The organism is Endobacterium cereale (genome assembly GCF_009617585.1).
Taxonomy (GTDB): Bacteria; Pseudomonadota; Alphaproteobacteria; order Rhizobiales; family Rhizobiaceae; genus Neorhizobium; species Neorhizobium cereale.
The window spans coordinates 36,031-52,570 of sequence record NZ_WIXI01000047.1; the positions used below are offsets into that span (position 1 = coordinate 36,031).

The following is a 16,540-nucleotide window of genomic DNA, read 5'->3' on the forward strand; positions in this document are numbered from 1 at the left end:
CCGCGCCAATGGCGCGGCTCCTGCAACTTGCGGAGAAAGTCTCGGATTAACGGAACAGCGAGATGATGTTCTGCGAGTCGGAGTTGGCGATCGACAGAGCCTGGATACCGAGCTGCTGCTGTGTCTGCAGAGCCTTGAGGCGGGTCGATTCTTCGTTCATGTCGGCGTCCACGAGACGGCCAACGCCCTTTTCGATCGAGTCGCTGAGATCAGCAACGAAGTCCTTCTGCAGCGTCACGCGGCTGTTCAGGGCGCCGAGATCCGAAGCTGCGTCCGTCATCTTCTGAAGCACGAAGTCAACGCCGCTGATGGCAGCAGAAACTTCATCGGTCGTGGCCATGCCCGAAATATCCAGGGTGAGAACCGAATAGTCCAGCGCGGTCGGCGTTGCAGTGCCGTCGTCAGCGATAGCGTTGTAGCCCATCTTTGCAGACAGCCAGGATACGTCGTTGGTTGCGGCATCAGCAGCGTCGATCTGCTGATCGGTATAATCGCCAGCGGTCTTGCTGATCAGCGAGCTCTTCTGGGTGTTGAATTCCAGCGTCGTCAGGCTGACGTTGCCGTCAGCGTCACGGTTGAACGAACCGACGATTTCCTTCGTGCCAACGGCATTGTTTTCGTCGTGGTAAGTCCAGTTTTCGCCCGAGAACGAAGCCGACTTTGCAACGGAAACCAGCTGGTTCTGAAGCTCGGTGATTTCCTTCTGGATCTTCGACTTGTCAACGCCCGGCTCGGAAGCGGCAACCAGCTTGGCCTTGATTTCGTCGACGACCGAGATCGAGGATTCCAGAGCGGTGGATGCAACGTCGGTCTTGGCAGCGCCGAGGCCGAGTGCGTCTTCAACAGCGCCCAGCGACTTGTTGTCGGAACGCATGGTGGTTTCAACCTTGTAGCCCGAGGAAATGCGACCCTGGGTCGTTTCCATGTCGGCGCTGATCGAACGCAGGGTGGAGAGTGCCGACATTGCGGAAGAATTGGTGATGATAGACGTCATAAGGGTGTCCCTCGTTTACAAATGACAAGATAGGGACATGCCGGGTTTACCGGCCACCACAATTCGGCTTCATGCCTCAGTTCTTTGTTATCGTTAGAACCGTTCGTCGTGTGAGGCCAATATGGACGAACGGGGTTGCAGAGTCCTTAATGCGGAAACGAATTTTCGCAAGAACCTCAAACACATAGTTAATGGATGGTAACTATCCGCTGTGCGCTTGCCAAAACGGCACAAGCGCGCTGTCGTTCAATTGAACGATCTGACCAGACTTCCGACAAGCAGATTCCAGCCGTCGATCAGCACGAAGAACAGAATCTTGAACGGCAGGGAGATCGAGGTCGGCGGCAGCATCATCATACCCATGGACATGGTGATGGCGGCGACGATCATGTCGATGACCAGAAACGGCAGGATGATCAGGAAGCCGATTTCGAAACCGCGACGGATTTCCGACAGCATGAAGGCCGGAACCAGCACACGGTAATCGATCAGTTCCGGCGTTCCCACCGACTGGCCACGCTCGCGGGCGATATCGACGAACAGGGACAGATCCTTGTCTCGCGTATTGGCACTCATGAACACGCGGAACGGTTCGGCAATGCGCGGCAATGCTTCCGCTTCGGTGATCTGGTTCGACAGCATCGGCTGCACGCCCTCGTTCCAGGCGCGGTCGAAGGTAGGCGACATGACGTAGAAGGTCATGAACATCGCCATCGACACCAGAACCATGTTCGGCGGCGATGTGCCCATGCCCATGCCGGAGCGCAGGATGGAGAAAGCGATCACGAAGCGCGGAAAGCTCGTCACCATGATCATGATGCCGGGAGCGACCGAAAGGACGGTCAGAAGGCCAAACGTGCGGATAATCCACGAGGCGGCAGAACCGTCCGTCGGCAGATTGAGAAGATCTGCCGGCGACTGCTGTGCGTGGGCCAGGCCCGGTGCCGCGACGATGACGGCGAGCAGTACGAGAAGTCGAATCATTCAATCACGAAGGTTCTGAACATCACCTTCGATACGCGGCCTTTTGCGCGCAGGTCAACTCGTTCCTGAAGGTCATCCCGAAGATATTGGAAGCCGCGTGGCCCTTCGATCTGCTGCAGCGAAACGGTGCGCAGATAGGACATGATATCCTGATGGATTTCCTGGGAAAGCGGCACATCCGTCGGACCGCGGAACATCAGCGCCACTTCCAGCCGCACCCAGTTATCGGACGGATAAGCCAGATTGGTGGTGATCGGGTCGAGCAGGACGATGCCGTTGGCCTCGGTGGAAATCGGCTGGATGCCGGCTTCCTTGCCATCCTTGCCCGCTTCGCCATGACCACCGGCCGCAGCATGTGCAGCCTCCGCCACCGGCGCTGCCGGCGGTGGTGGTGCGATCATGCCGCCGAGAACCCAGCCGCCACCGGCGCCGACGAGCGTGACAATCGCCACGCCGACAATTGTCATCACCATGCCGCCCTTTTTCTTGGCCTGGCCGTCTTCCGGTGTCGTTTCGTCTATCGCCATGGTCTTATACCCGATCCCTGCTCTGCCGCTTAGAAGGGCGAATACATATCGACGACCTGCTGGCCGATCGGCGGCTGCTGCACTTCCGTCATGCGGCCACGGCCACCGTAGGAGATGCGGGCTTCGGCGATCTTGTCGTAGGAGATCTGGTTTTCGGAATCGACATCCTTCGGTCGCGCGATACCGGCAACGTTCAAGATACGGATCTCGTGGTTGACGCGCACTTCCTGCGAACCGCTGATCAGAAGGTTGCCGTTTTCAAGAACGCCGGTCACGACAGCGGCCACCATCAGGTTCAGCTTTTCGGCGCGCTTGATCGTGCCCTTGCCGTTGCTTTCGCTCGACGAATCCGTGCCCATGTCACCGGAGGTGCCGGCATCGGTGCTGAAGCCGAGGAAGTTCTTGACGCCCGCCTGCCAGCCGAGGCTGGTGGAATTGGTGCGGCTGCGGTCGGTTTCGTTATCGAAATCGGCCTTGTCGTTGATCTTGATCTCGACCGTCAGGATGTCGCCGATATTGAGCGCACGGGCATCCTTGAACAGGGCTGCCTGGTTGTCGCTCCACAGCGAATAACCGCTGGCCATCTGGCGCGGCTGCTTCGGGTAGGACGACATCTGCGGGGCCTGCGCATATTGCAGGCCGCTGCCGATCGGGCTCATCGCCGGGGCGTTGCCGATTTCCTTCAGCGTCTGGTTCTGGCAGCCTGCCAGAAACATCACGGCCACGAGGGCAGAAGCACGCTTCATCATGTACGGTCCTTAGAAGTATTGGGGTCTGACGCGCTGGCGATGATCGTCGAGATCATGCCCGCCTTTTGCGGGTCCATCTCGGCAAGGATCAGGCCCGACTGGCGCGGGGGCAGTTTCATGATGATCGCAGCTGCGATCTCTATCTTCATTTCGGCAAGCTGCGGTGCTGCCGCATCGGCCTTCATCGTCTTGAAGATATCGACGAGACCGATCTCGGCGCTCTTCAGGAAATCGTTGCGGCGCTTCAGCCAATCCTCGTATTCCGTCTTGCGGGTTTCGAGCGTGGCGATACGGGCATCGACATCCGCTTGCAGCTTTTCCAGTTCCTGCTTCTGCAGCAGGTAACGCTGGTCACGTGCCGGATCGGCGATATTGGTGCAGAACCGCTGGATATCATCGGCCGTGGTCGGTGTGCCCGCTTCTGCGGCCTGCTGCGCATTGACCTGAGGCACGGCAGCGAGAACCATGCCGGCGACCAGAAGCTTGCGAACCATGGATGCGGAAATCGTGATCGTGAACATCGCTTGTTTCTCCGTCATTGCAGCACGAGTTCGGCCTGAAGGGCACCGGCAGACTTGATGCCCTGCAGGATGGCGATAATGCCGTCCGGCTTGACGCCGATGCTGTTGAGACCGGCCACCAGCGTGCGCAGGTCAGGTCCGTTGAGGATGGCGACCTGGCCGCCGTCCTTCATCGCCATGATATCTGTCTGGTCCTGCACCGCCGTTTCGCCGCGCGAGAACGGTTCCGGCTGTACGATCTGCGGCGTTTCGGTAACCTGTACGGTCAGTGTTCCGTAGCTGACGGCAACGCGCGAGACCTTGACATCCGCGCCGATGACGATCGTGCCGGTGCGCTCGTTGATGACGACCTTGGCCGGTGTATCTGTCTGGACGATCAGGTTCTCGATTTCCGCCATCAGGCGCGTCAGATCAGCCTGACGCGGCTTGGAGATGATGATTTCCTGGCTGTCGCGCGCTTCGGCGACCGGGCCGCCATAACGCTGCGAAGCGAACATATTGACGGCATCGGCCATGCGCTGCGCAGTCGAGAAATCCGGATTGCGCAATTGCAGGACCAGATTGACCCCATCCTTGAACTTGGACGGCAGTTCGCGCTCGATGATGGCACCGTTCGGCACGCGGCCGGATGTGGTGACGCCTTCGGTCAGCGTTGCGGCCGCACCCTGTGCCTGGAAACCGGAAACGACGACCGCGCCCTGTGCAACGGCATAGATCTGGCCGTCGGCACCGGATAGCGAGGTCATGACCAGCGTGCCGCCGCGCAATGACGTGGCATCGCCCAGCGAAGAGACATTGACGTCGATACGGCTGCCGGGGCTGGCAAAGGGCGGCAGGTTGGCGGTGACCATGACGGCCGCGAGGTTCTTGGCACTCGACTGCCCACCTTGCGTCGAAATGCCAAGGTTCTGCAGCATGGCGCGCATCGACTGTTCGGTAAACGGCGAGGAGCGCAGACTGTCGCCCGAGCCTTGCAGACCTACGACCAGACCATAACCGATCAGCTGGTTTTCACGACCGGCCTGCAGCGACGCGATATCCTTGATACGCGCGGCGTCGGCGAAGGCCGGCTGTACCGGGCCGAAAAGCGTCGCGATCGCGAGAGAAAGGGCAATAAAACGTTTCATGATCATTTCGCCATCACCTGAACGGTGCCGTCAGCCATGACCGTGCCACTGACGGACAGGCCGGAATCGATATTTCGGACACGGATGACATCGCCGACCGAACCATTCTGCAATGGCGAACCGGAGGCCGAAATTGTCATGTTGCCGATGCCGAAGGTGAGGCGGACGCTGGTGCCGCGCTTGACCAGATAGGGAATCCGCAGCGACGACACGAGAATGGTGCGGCCGGGCAGAAGCGTGCGGTTGGTGATCATCCCCGTCACCTCCTCGACCGTCTGTGCGTAGTCGCCGGCGAGATTGGGATTGGTGACTTCGACCGTGTTGAGCGAGCCGGGAGAGATTTCCTCTCCCGGATAGATGATCCGCGTCGGCACGACGGCCATGCCCATGTCGGCTGCGACCGGCGTGGCCAGGCCCGCGGCGAGAAGCGACAGAAGGGTAAGGACGGTCTTTCGACCGATCCTTGCTGCATTTTCGTGTGTCCGGCGAAACATCATGTCTGCCCTGCCTTTTGGGTTTACTTGAGGTTCTGGCTCACGATCTTCGACATTTCGTCGGCGGTCGTGATGACCTTGGAGTTCATCTCGTAGGCGCGCTGCGCCGAGATCATGTCAGTGATTTCCTTGACGGCATCGACGTTGGAGGCTTCGAGATAACCCTGACGCAGATAACCGTAACCTGGGTCTTCCGGAGCCGCGATGACCGCTTCGCCCGATGCCGGCGTTTCGGCATAAAGGTTGTCACCGAGTGGCTTCAGGCCGGCTTCGTTGGCAAAATTCGCCATCGTCAGCTGGCCGACCTCGGTATATTCGGTGTCATTGCCGATACGCACGCTGACCTGGCCGGTACGGCTGATGACTGTTTCCGTGACATCGGCCGGAAAGGTGATGTTCGGGATGACCTGATAACCTTCGATCGTGACCAGCTGGCCATCGCCATTCTGGTTGAAGGCGCCGGCGCGGGTATACATCGTGCCGCCATCGGGCGACTGGACCTGGAAATAACCGCGACCGACGATGGCCAGATCGAGGTTGTTTTCGGTATGGGTCAGCTGGCCCTGTTCGTGAATGTAGCGAACGGCAGCCGTCTGCACGCCGAGACCGATATTGGCGCCTTCCGGCACGATGGCCTGATTGGCACGGTTCGGCACGCCCTGGGCGCGTTCGGTTTGATAGAGAAGATCGGCAAACTCCGCACGGCCGCGCTTGAAGCCGGTCGTGTTGATGTTGGCGATGTTGTGGGCGATGACCTCAAGATTGGTCTGCTGGGCATCCATGCCCGTCGCTGCAACGGAAAGTGCTCTCATGGGTAAGGTTCCTTATCCGCTACTAGATCTGCATCTTCGAGATATCGAGATAGGCCGAGACCAGCTTGTCGCGCAGCGCGATCGAGGTCTGCAGCGACTGGTTGGCTTCCATGACGGCATCGACGACTTCACGCGTATTGGCCTTGCCCTGGATGGCGTCGATCGACTTGCTTTCGGCGGCCTTCAGCGAGTCCATGGTCGAGGATGCGACGCTGCCCAGCACGCTGGCGAAGCTGACACCGGCGTTTTCGACCGGCTTCTGTAGCTGACCGAGCAACGATGTGGTGTTCTCGTCCGATGAAATGGAGCCGATGCCGCGAGACAGCGAAAGCGAGCTTACGTTCTTGATTGCGTCGATCATTGCGAGCTCTTCAGAAGTTCGATGGTGGAGGAAACGATGTCGCGCGTCTGCTTGATCATCTGGAGATTGGCGTCGTAGCTGCGGTTGGCTTCGCGCATGTCGGCCATTTCAATCAGCATGTTGACATTGGGCATCTTGACCATGCCCTTCGCGTCAGCCGCCGGATGGCTCGGATCGTATTCCTGGGCGAATTCGCCCCGATCGACGCCAAGCTTCTTGACCCCGACCAGTTCCGCACCGGCAGCCTTGTCCATTTCGGCGCCGAAGGTGATGGTCTTGCGACGATAGGGATCGGCGCCGGGCGTGTCGCCCGTGGTGCGTGCGTTGGCGATGTTTTCCGATACGATACGAAGTCGGGTGGCCTGGGCCTCCATCCCCGACCCTGCGATCTTCGAAGCGGCTGCGAGCGGATCCATTTCCTTACCTCTTCACTGTCAAAAGCATCATGCTGTTGAACGACTTCACCAGATTGGCGGAAAGCTCATACTGGCGTTTGACTTCACCGGCCTTCGACAGCTCCTTGGAGAGCGCGACGGTGTTGCCGGATTCCTGGATGCCGATCTCGTCGTTCAGAGCGGCTTCCTCGACCTTCACATTGTTGCTGAGAGTGCTGTCGCCGAAATGCGCTGCATTGGTGCGCGCCATCCGCATCGACGTGTTGTCGAGAACGGCGTCGAAGGATGCGACATCCTTGGCCTTGTATTGCGGCGTGTTGGCGTTGGCGATGTTGTTGGCGACAACTTCCTGGCGCACAGACAACCACTCGGCCTGCTTAGATGCCAGCGCGAATAATTGAATGGGTTGCATAGGCTTCTCTCCATTTTGTAAGCGAAGCCTATGTGAGTAATCTTGCGTCAGACTTACGGACGCGACGTTCCTTCGTTGGAATAGATTTCTCCGGCAGTGGTGACGATCACCCACTTGCCGTCGCGCTGCTCCAGCGTGGCCAGACGGCTGTTGTCGGGCAGGATTGAACCGACCCTGACCATATACATGCCGGCGGCATCCTCGATCAGCGCGCGGCCGTTCGAGACATGCATCAGGCGGAAGCCGCCGCGACCCGGAAGTGGCTGTTCTTCAAGAAGATCCTGCGGCGGCCCCTGACGCACCGCCCCCACGGACGACGTTGTCGCCGTGGTAATATTGTCGATCATGTCGACCGGCGGCTTCGGCTGGTCGTCCTTGCTATTGTCGACCATGGCGAGCGGCGAAACGCTGAAGACATTGCGGGCATGGCCGGGCGGCAGATCACGGGTGTGATCCATCGGATTGACCTTGATGCCGAACTTGTCTTCGTTGAGGAACACATACCAAGGGAAAAAGGCCGAGGCGCCGGCCAGAACGATACCGACGGCCAGAACCATGTGGTCGGACAGTTTCGATTTCTGCTTCGGTGGCCGGATCGGCTTTACCGGAACATCCTGGTCATCTTGGATCACGGCTTATCCTCTCGGTCGTGGGGGCGGCGCCATGCCGGCCCGAAGGGCATTGGCAAGGTCCGCATAAGCATCTGCGCTGGGTTGGTCGGACGGCGTCTGTTTCAGCACGTCGTAGATGATGGGAACCTGCTTGATCGCCATGTCGAGATCGGCATCACTGCCGGCGCGGTAGCCGCCGATCAGGCGCAGGTCGCGGGTTTCCTCGAACCGGTGGATCAACGCCTTCAGCCGCGAAACCAGCTTTTCCTGATCTCCGGTCCAGGCCTTGCGGGCAAGACGCGAAATAGAAGACAGCGGATTGATCGGCGGGTAACGCCCCTCTTCCGCAAGGCTACGTTCGAGCACGATATGGCCGTCGAGAATACCGCGTGCGGAGTCGGCGATCGGGTCGTTGTGGTTGTCGCCATCAACAAGGATGGAGATGATCGCGGTGATGGTGCCGGTGCCTTCCGGCCCCGGGCCAGAGCGCTCCAGCAGACGCGGCAGTTCGGTGAAGACCGAGGCCGGATAACCACGAGCGACCGGCGGCTCACCGGCAGCAACGGCCACCTCGCGGATGGCATGGGCAAAACGGGTGACGCTGTCGGCGATGAACAGGACGTTTTCACCCTTGTCGCGAAAATGTTCGGCGATGGTGATGGCGACGAGCGGCGCCATCTTGCGCAGCATCGGGCTTTCATCGGAGGTGGCGACGACAGCGATCGATTTCGCCATGTTGTCGCCGAGCGTATCCTCGATGAATTCGCGCACTTCACGGCCACGTTCACCGACCAGCGCGATCACCACCTTGTCGAAGGCATCGGCGCGGGCGAGCATGGATAGAAGCGTGGATTTACCAACACCGGAACCGGCAAAGATGCCGAGACGCTGCCCGAGGCAGAGCGGTGAAAAGATATCGATGGCACGCACACCGGTCATGAAACCGGTATCGACGCGCTTGCGCGTCATCGATGGCGGCGCGGTGTTGGAGATCGAGCGCCGATCAAACCCCGAAGACAGAGGGCCGCGATTATCGATAGGCTCTCCGAGCGAATTGATGGTGCGGCCGCACCAGCTGTCGTCGGGCGCGATGCGGAAAGCGCCCTTCTGAATTACGACATCGCCGATACCGATCGGTTCGCCCGGTTCGATCGGGCAGACATAGATCTCGTCCGGCTCGACGCGCACGACTTCGCCAAGATGAATGCCGGTCGCGCTGCGATGGCCGACAAATTCGCCCAGCCGCACATGCCTGGAAAGACCGCTGACCGTATAGTGTCCGGCCGCGATAGTACGCACGCGGCCACCATGGGCAACGGATTGTTCCGGCGCCGCGTGACGCTTGGCAAGGCCCGCGAGATGCGCCAGATGGCCGGAAGCCAGCGTTTCGGCAATGATCGTTTCCATCCGTCAGATGTTCCTTAGCGCGAGCCGCCCAAAGTCTTGATTGCTTCCTTCAGGGACGTTTCACTGTCATTCATCAGCGAGGCGATGCCTTCGAAGGCACGGTTGACCTGAATGAGTTCGGTCATCTGGCCGATGCCGTTGACGTTGGATTCCTCGACATAACCCTGCACGACGGAGGTGCTGATCGTATCGACAACCGGCTGCGGATTCTCGGCCGGGATCACGCCGGAGTTTTCGTAACGCAGGTAACCCTTGGAGATATCGGCGGTGAAGACACCGAGCTGGCCGACGCGAACGCCATCCTGCAGGATGCCGCCATCAGCGCCGACTTCCGGCGGGCCACCTGCACGGTTGAGCTGGATCGCCGCGCCGCCGGCATCCAGGACGGGGAAGCCTCGAACGGATACGAGTTCGCCGGTTTCCTTCATTGTAAAGCGGCCGTCACGTGTCAGAACCTGGCCGGCCGGCGTATCGAGCGCGAACCAGCCGTCACCCTTGATGGCGAAATCCAGCGGGTTGCCGCTTGATTCCAGCGCGCCGCTGCGCGTGGAAAGATAGTCGTTACCCTGTGTGACGAAGGCGACCTTGGCGTTGATATCGTTACGGGTCTTGCTCATGACCTCGTCGAACTTCACTTCCGTGGCGCGAAAGCCGACAGTGTTCATGTTCGCCATGTTGTCGGCAATCGTGTTGAGACGGCGCTCGAGCGCGATCTGTGAAGAAATGCCGACATACAGTCCGGATTGCATATCATCTGCCTCCGTGTTTCAGGGATAAGTGCGAGAGCATGTCCGAACCGACGGCCTTTAAAAGGATGACGCGTCCGCATGGCATGCTCGCTTCGGGCGGGATTCCGACCGGTATTCGCGGAAACTAGGCGGATAGACTTGCGCGAAACTGTCTCAAGTCGGCCGGGCGAAAAGCCAGCTACAGCCAGCCTCACGCAAGCCAGAACCCGTATCCAATCGACACGAGAAAAAGATCGGGCATAGACACACGATGACTATTATTATCGGATTTGTGATCACCGTCGGCTGCATTATCGGCGGCTTCATGGCGATGGGCGGGCACGTGGACGCGCTTTTCCAGCCTTTCGAGCTGGTCATCATCGGCGGCGCCGGCGTGGGTGCCTTTATCATGGGCAACCCGCTGAAAGTCGTGAAAGATTCGGGGAAAGCCCTTGCCGAGGCCTTCAAGTACTCGGTGCCGAAGGAACGTCATTACCTCGACGTGCTGGGTGTTCTTTATTCGCTGATGCGCGACCTGCGCACCAAGTCGCGTAACGAGATCGAAGCCCATATCGACAATCCCGACGAATCCCCGATCTTCCAGTCGGCTCCAACAGTTCTGAAGAACAAGGAACTGACGTCCTTCATCTGTGACTATGTCCGTCTCATCATCATCGGCAACGCCCGCAGCCACGAAATCGAGGCGCTGATGGACGAAGAAATCGAAACGATGATGCACGACAAGATGAAGCCGTATCACTCGATCGTTGCGATCGGTGACAGCTTTCCCGCAATCGGTATCATCGCCGCCGTTCTCGGCGTCATCAAGGCCATGGCCAAGATCAACGAATCGCCGGAAGTGCTCGGCGGCCTGATCGGCGCGGCGCTCGTCGGCACCATGCTCGGCATCTTCCTGTCCTACTGCCTCGTCAACCCGCTGACGTCACAGATCAAGATTGTTCGCGGCAAGCAGCACCGCCTTTACATCATCGTCAAGCAGACCCTGCTTGCCTACATGAACGGCTCCGTTCCGCAGGTTGCGCTCGAATACGGTCGCAAGACCATCTCCAACTACGAACGCCCGTCTATCGACAGTGTCGAGCAGGAGATGATGAACCCGGGCGGCGGCGCAGAGAGGGCGGCCTAAACCATGACCGATGCCAACGCTTCCGAACTCCAGCCACCGGCAATGGAACATTCGCTTCTGGCCAAGCTGACCGGCGGACTGGGCGACCGTCAGACCGTCGAAAAGATCGGTGCCGACTTCGGCCAGCTGTATTCCGGTTTCCTGCCGGATGTCTTTCACAGCGAAACCGGGATTGCCATCCAGGTCGGTTATGTCGCCTGCGAAAGCGGTTTGATGACAGAGCTGACTGCCGATCTCGGCGACACGTTCTGCTTCGTCAACGGAGCCTTGCGCAACTGGAGCCCGAATTTCGTGCTCGCCTGTGGCAACGGCTTCGTTATTGGCCTGATGGAACTGATGCTGGGTGCGGAGCTCGAAACAATCGAGCAGCCCGCTGAACGGCAACTGTCGGAGATCGAACTCGATCTGGCCGCCATGGTGTTCGAGCGTATCGGCAATGTGCTCCGTTCCGGTGTCAACGCGGCCGGTGGCTTCGAAGCAACGCTGGAAATCCCGCACAATGCCGATGACCGTGCGAAACACGAGGATGACAGTCGCCCCGAATATGGCGCGCTGATTCGCATGTCGATCGATTTCGGAACCATCAAATCGGAATTCGCGCTCGTTATTCCGCAGCGCGCGCTTTTGAAGACCCGCGTGGAATTGCCGAAACCCACCGGCCAGATTGCCAAGAGCAAGCAGGAATGGGCCGACCGCATTAACGATCAGGTTCGCCGGTCGCAAGTGACGCTCGAAGCACGTATTCGCCTCGAAAAGCTGACGCTGTCGACGATCTCACGGCTTGCAGCCGGTGATGTCATCGGCTTCGAGGATGCGCGCGATGTCTCGGTGCAGGTCAGTGCCAACGGCAAGGACATGTACATGTGCGAATTCGGACGCTCCGGCGAGCGTTATACGGTTCGCGTAAAGGATAATATCAGCAGCGACGACGAGATCCTCAAACATCTGGCAGGATGAACCGGGATCGTTGACACACCACGAAATCGTGCCCTTGGGCAGGCTGACGCAAGTTTCATAAGGAATAATGTTTTCCATGGCTAAGAAACCGACCCCACTTACAGAGAACGACGATCTGTCCCCGATCGGCAATGAAGCCGATCTCGACCAGGCGATCGACGATCTGCGCGGTGTATTGAAGGCCGACGCCACCGGCGAAGCACCGGCTTTCGATGCCGAATTCGGTGGTGGTTCCAGCGACTTCGATCTCGACGCCTCTTTTGGCGGCGGTCTTGACGACACTCCGGCTTTCGGTGCGGCTGAGACAGGCGCCTCGGATTTCGGTGGCTCCGACTTCGGCGGTTCGGATTTCGGCGGCGGCGCAAGCTTCGGCGGCTCCGACTTCGGAAGTTCGGATTTCGGTGGTTCTTCGGCAGCGGCTTCGTCTGCTCCCGGCAGCGCCCTGAACGCCAATCTCGATCTGATCATGGATATCCCGATCAATCTCGAGATCGTGCTCGGCACCAGCCGCATGCAGGTATCAGGCCTGATGAACCTGGAAGAAGGCGCGACCATCGCGCTCGACAAGAAGATCGGCGAGCCGGTGGAAATCACCGTCAATGGCCGACGCATTGCCAAGGGCGAGATTACCGTCCTGGAACACGACGATACGCGCTTCGGCGTGAAACTGACGGAAGTTTTGAGCACCAAAACAACCTGATCCCGATGTAGGGACAGTGAGGTAAGACCATGATGGACTTCGAGGATTTCGGTGGCGGCGCTGTCGTCGGCTCACCCCTATCCCAGGCTGAAAAAGCGGCTGCGGTTCTGCTTGCCATGGGCAAGGGCGTCGCAGGCAAGCTTTTGAAATATTTTACTCAGGCCGAGCTGCAGACGATCATTGCATCGGCTCAGAACCTGCGTGAAATTCCGCCGGACGAGCTGCTGACACTCGTCAACGAGTTCGAGGACCTGTTCACCGAAGGTGCAGGCCTGATGGACAATGCCAAGGCGATCGAAAGCATTCTCGAAGAAGGTCTTACCCCTGAAGAAGTCGATGGCCTGCTGGGCCGCCGCACGGCGTTCGAAGCCTATCAGACCTCGATCTGGGATCAGCTTCAAGACGCGGAACCTGCCTTCATCGGCAAGTTCCTGCAGCGCGAGCATCCCCAGACGATCGCTTACATCCTCTCCATGATCCCGTCGGCCTTCGGCGCCAAGGTTCTGCTCGAACTGCCGGAAAGCCGCCGTGCCGACATCATGAACCGTACGGTCAACATGAAGGACGTCAGCCCCAAGGCTGCCCAGATCATCGAAAACCGCGTGATCGATCTCGTCTCGAAGATCGAAGCCGAGCGCAACTCGAACGGCGCCAACAAGGTTGCCGAGCTGATGAATGAGCTCGACAAGCCGCAGGTCGACACGTTGCTGACTTCGCTCGAAACGATGAGCAAGGCTTCGGTCAACAAGGTTCGCCCGAAGATCTTCCTCTTCGAAGACCTTCTGGCCATGCCGCAGCGCAGCCGCGTCCTGCTGCTCAACGATATCGCCGGCGACATCATCACCATGGCGCTGCGTGGCGCCTCTATGGAGATCAAGGAAGCCGTGCTTTCGGCGATCAGCCCGCGCCAGCGCCGCATGATCGAATCGGATCTGCAGGCCACCAACGCCGTCATCAACCCGCGCGAAGTGGCAATCGCCCGCCGCGCCGTTGCCCAGGAAGCGATCCGCCTTTCCAACAGCGGCCAGATCCAGCTCAAGGATCCGGATGCGACCGGCGACAAGCCTGCCGAGAGTGCTGCGGAAGCGGCCTGATCTTTCAGGCATTCACGAGATTACAAAGCCGGCGGCCACCCCGCCGGCTTTTTTGTTGTGCATGTTTTGCGCCCTGGCGGTGATGATCCTGCCAAGCAACTGCGTTTGGCCGCCCAATGCGATAGACTGCACTGATAAACCCGGGCGATTCGCAGCAGGACTTCAGCGGTGTCTGACGAAGATAAAGACAGTAAAACAGAAGACCCCACAGCGAAAAAAATGTCCGACGCTGCCGAGAAGGGCAACGTGGCGATGTCGCGCGAGATCACGTTGTTCGCGTCATCCATGGCCTTTTATATCTATCTTGTATTTTTTCTTCCCGGCGCGATCGCTTCGCTTTCCGAGCGCCTGAAGGATATTTTCGAGCAACCGGACCAGTGGCCGCTTGAAAACGCGACAGATGTCGTCTCGATCGGCAGTCGTATAGGCTGGGACATGGCAGGCTTCCTGGCACCGGCAATGATCCTGATGGTCGTCTTCGGACTGGCCTCATCCTTCGCTCAGAACCTGCCTTCCTTCGTGGCGGAACGCATCCGGCCCCAGGCAAGCCGCGTCTCGCTCGCCAAGGGCCTTGGCAGAATATACAGCGTCGCAGGCCTGGTCGAATTCGGGAAATCCATTTTCAAGCTGCTGGTCGTGTCGGTGATCTTCTATTTTGTGCTGTATGGCGACTTCATGAGCTCGCTGGACATCATGTTTTCAGATCCGGCGAACATTCTGGTGAAACTGGAAAAGACCACCAGAAAGATGATGGTGATCGTTCTTCTGGCAACGGCAACACTCGCCATCGTCGACTATTTCTGGACCAAGCACCAATGGTTCTCGAACCTGAAAATGTCGAAGCAGGAAATCAAGGACGAGCACAAGCAATCGCAGGGCGATCCGATGGTCAAGGCGCGTCAGCGCTCGGTCATGCGCAGTCGTGCCCGCCAACGCATGATCCAGAATATCCCTCGTGCGACACTGGTCATCACCAACCCGACACATTACGCGATTGCCCTGCGTTATGTGCGTGAAGAAAACGATGCGCCCGTCATCGTCGGCAAGGGACAGGACCTCGTTGCCTTAAGAATCAGGCAGATAGCAGAGGAAAACAACATTCCCGTGTTTGAAGACCCGCCACTTGCACGCTCCATGTTTGCGCAAGTCTCGGCGGATAGTGTGATTCCACCAGCCTTCTACAAGGCTGTCGCGGAACTCATACACAGGGTCTACGCCGCTCGTACGCCCAAACAACGGACACGCCAACCGCAATGAAAAAATGTAACTTCTCCAGAGAACGTGAAGAAATTCTTGGCTATGCAATCGCACCAGTCGCCTCTGAGTTACGATTACTGGATGCCGGTGACCTGATCGCCCTTCTGCGGCTCGAAAGATACACCAGCATCGCGGACCTGGTGTCCTCTGCAGCCGAACTGTATTTTCATCCCGGCACCGTGAATTTCGGTTCCGGCGGCGATTACCGGCTGGAATGGAGCGGCGCTCCGGAAATCACGCTCGACCTGGAAATCAAGCCCAAGGGCGTTTCGGTCTATGCGCGCCTCACACTGACCGATCAGCTGGCCGCGATCGAGATCGATCATATCGCCTTCCAGAACCCTTCGGACGATCCGGACGAGAATACCCGCTTCCTCGCCCGCAGTCTGTCCGAGGCAAAATTTTCGGTCAGCCATCAGGGCCACGCAGAAGCAGCCTGAGAAACGCCAGACAAACATAAAAAAGCCGCCCGCGATCTCTCCGGGCGGCTTTTTTTAGGTTTTGAATGTCAGTGGATGTAACCGAGGCGGATGGCTTTAGCGATCGCCTGGATACGATTGACCGAATCGAGCTTGATGGTCGCCGAGCCCAGATAGGCGTTGACCGTGTGCACGGACAGGCCGAGCTTGTCGGCGATTTCTTCACTGATCTGGCCATCGCCAGCCAGTTGCAGGCAGGCGATTTCGCGTTCGCTCAGTGTTTCTGACGGTAGCGCCCGTTTTTCCTCCAGCGCCAGAAGATCGACCATGATCTGGCAGCTGCGCACATGCTGGTCGACGATGAGATCGCTGACGAGATCGAGCGTATTCGACAGAAAGGCAACATAACCATTGCCAACCGCGCCAAGCCGCACCGGAAAGGCAATGCCGCCAAACGGCATGGAAACCTGCTCCAGGCGCTTGATCATCGGCGCGAATTCGTTGGTATCCACCCGGTTGGCGAGATCCGTACCATTCCAGACAATCGGAAGCAGCGACAAATCGATATGTTCGAGCAGTATCTCGCCGCATGCCTCGATCAGCATATTGCCATTTTCGACACCCGACGCGCCCCAGTTTTCAAGTTCGCAGACAAGCTTGCGCTTGTTCGGCATACCGGCACCGGCCACCCTGAAGACCGCGAAATTTCGGGCATTCAGGATTTTCTGCATCGACACCAGCTTTGGAAACAAATCCGACCGGCTTGACGCCCGCGCTACGCGTACGAATTGAAATCCTGTTGCAACATCAGACGCTTGTTCGCGCGAATAACCCATTTCAATTG

21 protein-coding genes are annotated in these 16,540 nt (G+C 58.8%); 6 read left to right on the forward strand and 15 right to left on the reverse strand.

Annotation, left to right across the window (positions count from 1 at the left end; all coding sequences use genetic code 11):
• Positions 1 to 46: 46 nt before the first annotated feature.
• The 14 genes from GAO09_RS18815 to flgF all read right to left on the reverse strand — a co-directional run bounded on the left by GAO09_RS18815 (position 47) and on the right by flgF (position 10,143).
• Positions 47 to 994, reverse strand: a complete 948-nt coding sequence (locus GAO09_RS18815; protein WP_153355874.1) for a flagellin — start codon at positions 992 to 994, stop codon at positions 47 to 49.
• Positions 995 to 1,240: 246 nt separating this feature from the next.
• Positions 1,241 to 1,978 (reverse strand): flagellar type III secretion system pore protein FliP, encoded by a 738-nt coding sequence (gene fliP, locus GAO09_RS18820; RefSeq protein ID WP_153355877.1) that lies wholly within the window; start codon positions 1,976 to 1,978, stop codon positions 1,241 to 1,243.
• Positions 1,975 to 2,505: a flagellar basal body-associated FliL family protein gene (locus tag GAO09_RS18825; protein ID WP_153355880.1), complete on the reverse strand. Its 531-nt coding sequence runs from the start codon at positions 2,503 to 2,505 to the stop codon at positions 1,975 to 1,977. The genes fliP and GAO09_RS18825 overlap by 4 nt, the downstream gene beginning before the upstream one ends.
• A 29-nt stretch (positions 2,506 to 2,534) precedes the next feature.
• Entirely contained in the window at positions 2,535 to 3,254 is a 720-nt protein-coding gene (gene flgH, locus GAO09_RS18830) for a flagellar basal body L-ring protein FlgH (RefSeq protein WP_153355883.1), read from the reverse strand.
• Complete coding sequence (locus tag GAO09_RS18835; RefSeq protein WP_153355886.1) at positions 3,251 to 3,775, reverse strand: MotE family protein; 525 nt, start codon at positions 3,773 to 3,775, stop codon at positions 3,251 to 3,253. Before GAO09_RS18835 ends, flgH begins: the two co-directional genes overlap by 4 nt.
• 14 nt (positions 3,776 to 3,789) lie before the next feature.
• Positions 3,790 to 4,902, reverse strand: coding sequence for a flagellar basal body P-ring protein FlgI (locus tag GAO09_RS18840; protein ID WP_209018759.1), 1,113 nt, complete (start codon positions 4,900 to 4,902; stop codon positions 3,790 to 3,792).
• A gap of 2 nt (positions 4,903 to 4,904) precedes the next feature.
• Positions 4,905 to 5,399, reverse strand: coding sequence for a flagellar basal body P-ring formation chaperone FlgA (flgA, locus tag GAO09_RS18845; protein WP_153355892.1), 495 nt, complete (start codon positions 5,397 to 5,399; stop codon positions 4,905 to 4,907).
• A 20-nt stretch (positions 5,400 to 5,419) separates the two neighbouring features.
• Positions 5,420 to 6,208 carry a flagellar basal-body rod protein FlgG gene (gene flgG / locus GAO09_RS18850; RefSeq protein WP_153355895.1) on the reverse strand — a complete coding sequence of 263 codons (789 nt, stop codon included), beginning with the start codon at positions 6,206 to 6,208 and terminating at the stop codon, positions 5,420 to 5,422.
• A 22-nt stretch (positions 6,209 to 6,230) separates the two neighbouring features.
• On the reverse strand, positions 6,231 to 6,569 hold the full coding sequence (fliE, locus tag GAO09_RS18855; protein WP_153355898.1) for a flagellar hook-basal body complex protein FliE: 339 nt from the start codon (positions 6,567 to 6,569) through the stop codon (positions 6,231 to 6,233).
• Complete coding sequence (flgC, locus tag GAO09_RS18860) at positions 6,566 to 6,985, reverse strand: flagellar basal body rod protein FlgC (RefSeq protein WP_153355902.1); 420 nt, start codon at positions 6,983 to 6,985, stop codon at positions 6,566 to 6,568. Before flgC ends, fliE begins: the two co-directional genes overlap by 4 nt.
• 4 nt (positions 6,986 to 6,989) lie before the next feature.
• A complete protein-coding gene (flgB, locus tag GAO09_RS18865) occupies positions 6,990 to 7,376 on the reverse strand; it encodes a flagellar basal body rod protein FlgB (protein ID WP_153355905.1) in 387 nt (128 codons plus the stop codon).
• Positions 7,377 to 7,429: 53 nt separating this feature from the next.
• Complete coding sequence (locus tag GAO09_RS18870) at positions 7,430 to 8,008, reverse strand: flagellar protein (protein WP_410769376.1); 579 nt, start codon at positions 8,006 to 8,008, stop codon at positions 7,430 to 7,432.
• A 3-nt stretch (positions 8,009 to 8,011) separates the two neighbouring features.
• A complete protein-coding gene (gene fliI, locus GAO09_RS18875; RefSeq protein ID WP_153355908.1) occupies positions 8,012 to 9,394 on the reverse strand; it encodes a flagellar protein export ATPase FliI in 1,383 nt (460 codons plus the stop codon).
• Positions 9,395 to 9,408: 14 nt separating this feature from the next.
• Complete coding sequence (flgF, locus tag GAO09_RS18880; RefSeq protein WP_153355911.1) at positions 9,409 to 10,143, reverse strand: flagellar basal-body rod protein FlgF; 735 nt, start codon at positions 10,141 to 10,143, stop codon at positions 9,409 to 9,411.
• 250 nt (positions 10,144 to 10,393) lie between these two features.
• Between flgF and motA the strand changes: the two genes are divergently transcribed.
• From motA to GAO09_RS18910, 6 genes are all read left to right on the forward strand, one after another.
• On the forward strand, positions 10,394 to 11,269 hold the full coding sequence (motA, locus tag GAO09_RS18885; RefSeq protein WP_153355914.1) for a flagellar motor stator protein MotA: 876 nt from the start codon (positions 10,394 to 10,396) through the stop codon (positions 11,267 to 11,269).
• A 3-nt stretch (positions 11,270 to 11,272) separates the two neighbouring features.
• On the forward strand, positions 11,273 to 12,226 hold the full coding sequence (locus GAO09_RS18890) for a FliM/FliN family flagellar motor switch protein (protein ID WP_153355917.1): 954 nt from the start codon (positions 11,273 to 11,275) through the stop codon (positions 12,224 to 12,226).
• 76 nt (positions 12,227 to 12,302) lie between these two features.
• Positions 12,303 to 12,926, forward strand: a complete 624-nt coding sequence (gene fliN / locus GAO09_RS18895) for a flagellar motor switch protein FliN (RefSeq protein ID WP_153355922.1) — start codon at positions 12,303 to 12,305, stop codon at positions 12,924 to 12,926.
• Positions 12,927 to 12,955: 29 nt separating this feature from the next.
• Positions 12,956 to 14,020: a flagellar motor switch protein FliG gene (fliG, locus tag GAO09_RS18900; RefSeq protein WP_153355925.1), complete on the forward strand. Its 1,065-nt coding sequence runs from the start codon at positions 12,956 to 12,958 to the stop codon at positions 14,018 to 14,020.
• Between the two features lie 168 nt (positions 14,021 to 14,188).
• Entirely contained in the window at positions 14,189 to 15,277 is a 1,089-nt protein-coding gene (gene flhB, locus GAO09_RS18905; RefSeq protein ID WP_324185685.1) for a flagellar biosynthesis protein FlhB, read from the forward strand.
• Complete coding sequence (locus GAO09_RS18910; RefSeq protein ID WP_153355928.1) at positions 15,274 to 15,717, forward strand: hypothetical protein; 444 nt, start codon at positions 15,274 to 15,276, stop codon at positions 15,715 to 15,717. The genes flhB and GAO09_RS18910 overlap by 4 nt, the downstream gene beginning before the upstream one ends.
• Positions 15,718 to 15,785: 68 nt before the next feature.
• Here the strand turns inward: GAO09_RS18910 and visR are convergent, their stop codons facing one another.
• Positions 15,786 to 16,532, reverse strand: a complete 747-nt coding sequence (gene visR, locus GAO09_RS18915) for a transcriptional regulator VisR (protein ID WP_153355931.1) — start codon at positions 16,530 to 16,532, stop codon at positions 15,786 to 15,788.
• Between the last annotated feature and the right edge of the window lie 8 nt (positions 16,533 to 16,540).

Bases quoted from the DNA above. Each gene is read 5' to 3' on its own strand.
- GAO09_RS18815 (WP_153355874.1), bottom strand. From the start codon at position 994: ATGACGTCTATCATCACCAATTCTTCCGCAATGTCGGCACTCTCCACC.
- fliP (WP_153355877.1), bottom strand. From the start codon at position 1,978: ATGATTCGACTTCTCGTACTGCTCGCCGTCATCGTCGCGGCACCGGGC.
- GAO09_RS18825 (WP_153355880.1), bottom strand. From the start codon at position 2,505: ATGGCGATAGACGAAACGACACCGGAAGACGGCCAGGCCAAGAAAAAG.
- flgH (WP_153355883.1), bottom strand. From the start codon at position 3,254: ATGATGAAGCGTGCTTCTGCCCTCGTGGCCGTGATGTTTCTGGCAGGC.
- GAO09_RS18835 (WP_153355886.1), bottom strand. From the start codon at position 3,775: ATGTTCACGATCACGATTTCCGCATCCATGGTTCGCAAGCTTCTGGTC.
- GAO09_RS18840 (WP_209018759.1), bottom strand. From the start codon at position 4,902: ATGAAACGTTTTATTGCCCTTTCTCTCGCGATCGCGACGCTTTTCGGC.
- flgA (WP_153355892.1), bottom strand. From the start codon at position 5,399: ATGATGTTTCGCCGGACACACGAAAATGCAGCAAGGATCGGTCGAAAG.
- flgG (WP_153355895.1), bottom strand. From the start codon at position 6,208: ATGAGAGCACTTTCCGTTGCAGCGACGGGCATGGATGCCCAGCAGACC.
- fliE (WP_153355898.1), bottom strand. From the start codon at position 6,569: ATGATCGACGCAATCAAGAACGTAAGCTCGCTTTCGCTGTCTCGCGGC.
- flgC (WP_153355902.1), bottom strand. From the start codon at position 6,985: ATGGATCCGCTCGCAGCCGCTTCGAAGATCGCAGGGTCGGGGATGGAG.
- flgB (WP_153355905.1), bottom strand. From the start codon at position 7,376: ATGCAACCCATTCAATTATTCGCGCTGGCATCTAAGCAGGCCGAGTGG.
- fliI (WP_153355908.1), bottom strand. From the start codon at position 9,394: ATGGAAACGATCATTGCCGAAACGCTGGCTTCCGGCCATCTGGCGCAT.
- flgF (WP_153355911.1), bottom strand. From the start codon at position 10,143: ATGCAATCCGGACTGTATGTCGGCATTTCTTCACAGATCGCGCTCGAG.
- motA (WP_153355914.1), top strand. From the start codon at position 10,394: ATGACTATTATTATCGGATTTGTGATCACCGTCGGCTGCATTATCGGC.
- GAO09_RS18890 (WP_153355917.1), top strand. From the start codon at position 11,273: ATGACCGATGCCAACGCTTCCGAACTCCAGCCACCGGCAATGGAACAT.
- fliN (WP_153355922.1), top strand. From the start codon at position 12,303: ATGGCTAAGAAACCGACCCCACTTACAGAGAACGACGATCTGTCCCCG.
- fliG (WP_153355925.1), top strand. From the start codon at position 12,956: ATGATGGACTTCGAGGATTTCGGTGGCGGCGCTGTCGTCGGCTCACCC.
- GAO09_RS18910 (WP_153355928.1), top strand. From the start codon at position 15,274: ATGAAAAAATGTAACTTCTCCAGAGAACGTGAAGAAATTCTTGGCTAT.
- visR (WP_153355931.1), bottom strand. From the start codon at position 16,532: ATGGGTTATTCGCGCGAACAAGCGTCTGATGTTGCAACAGGATTTCAA.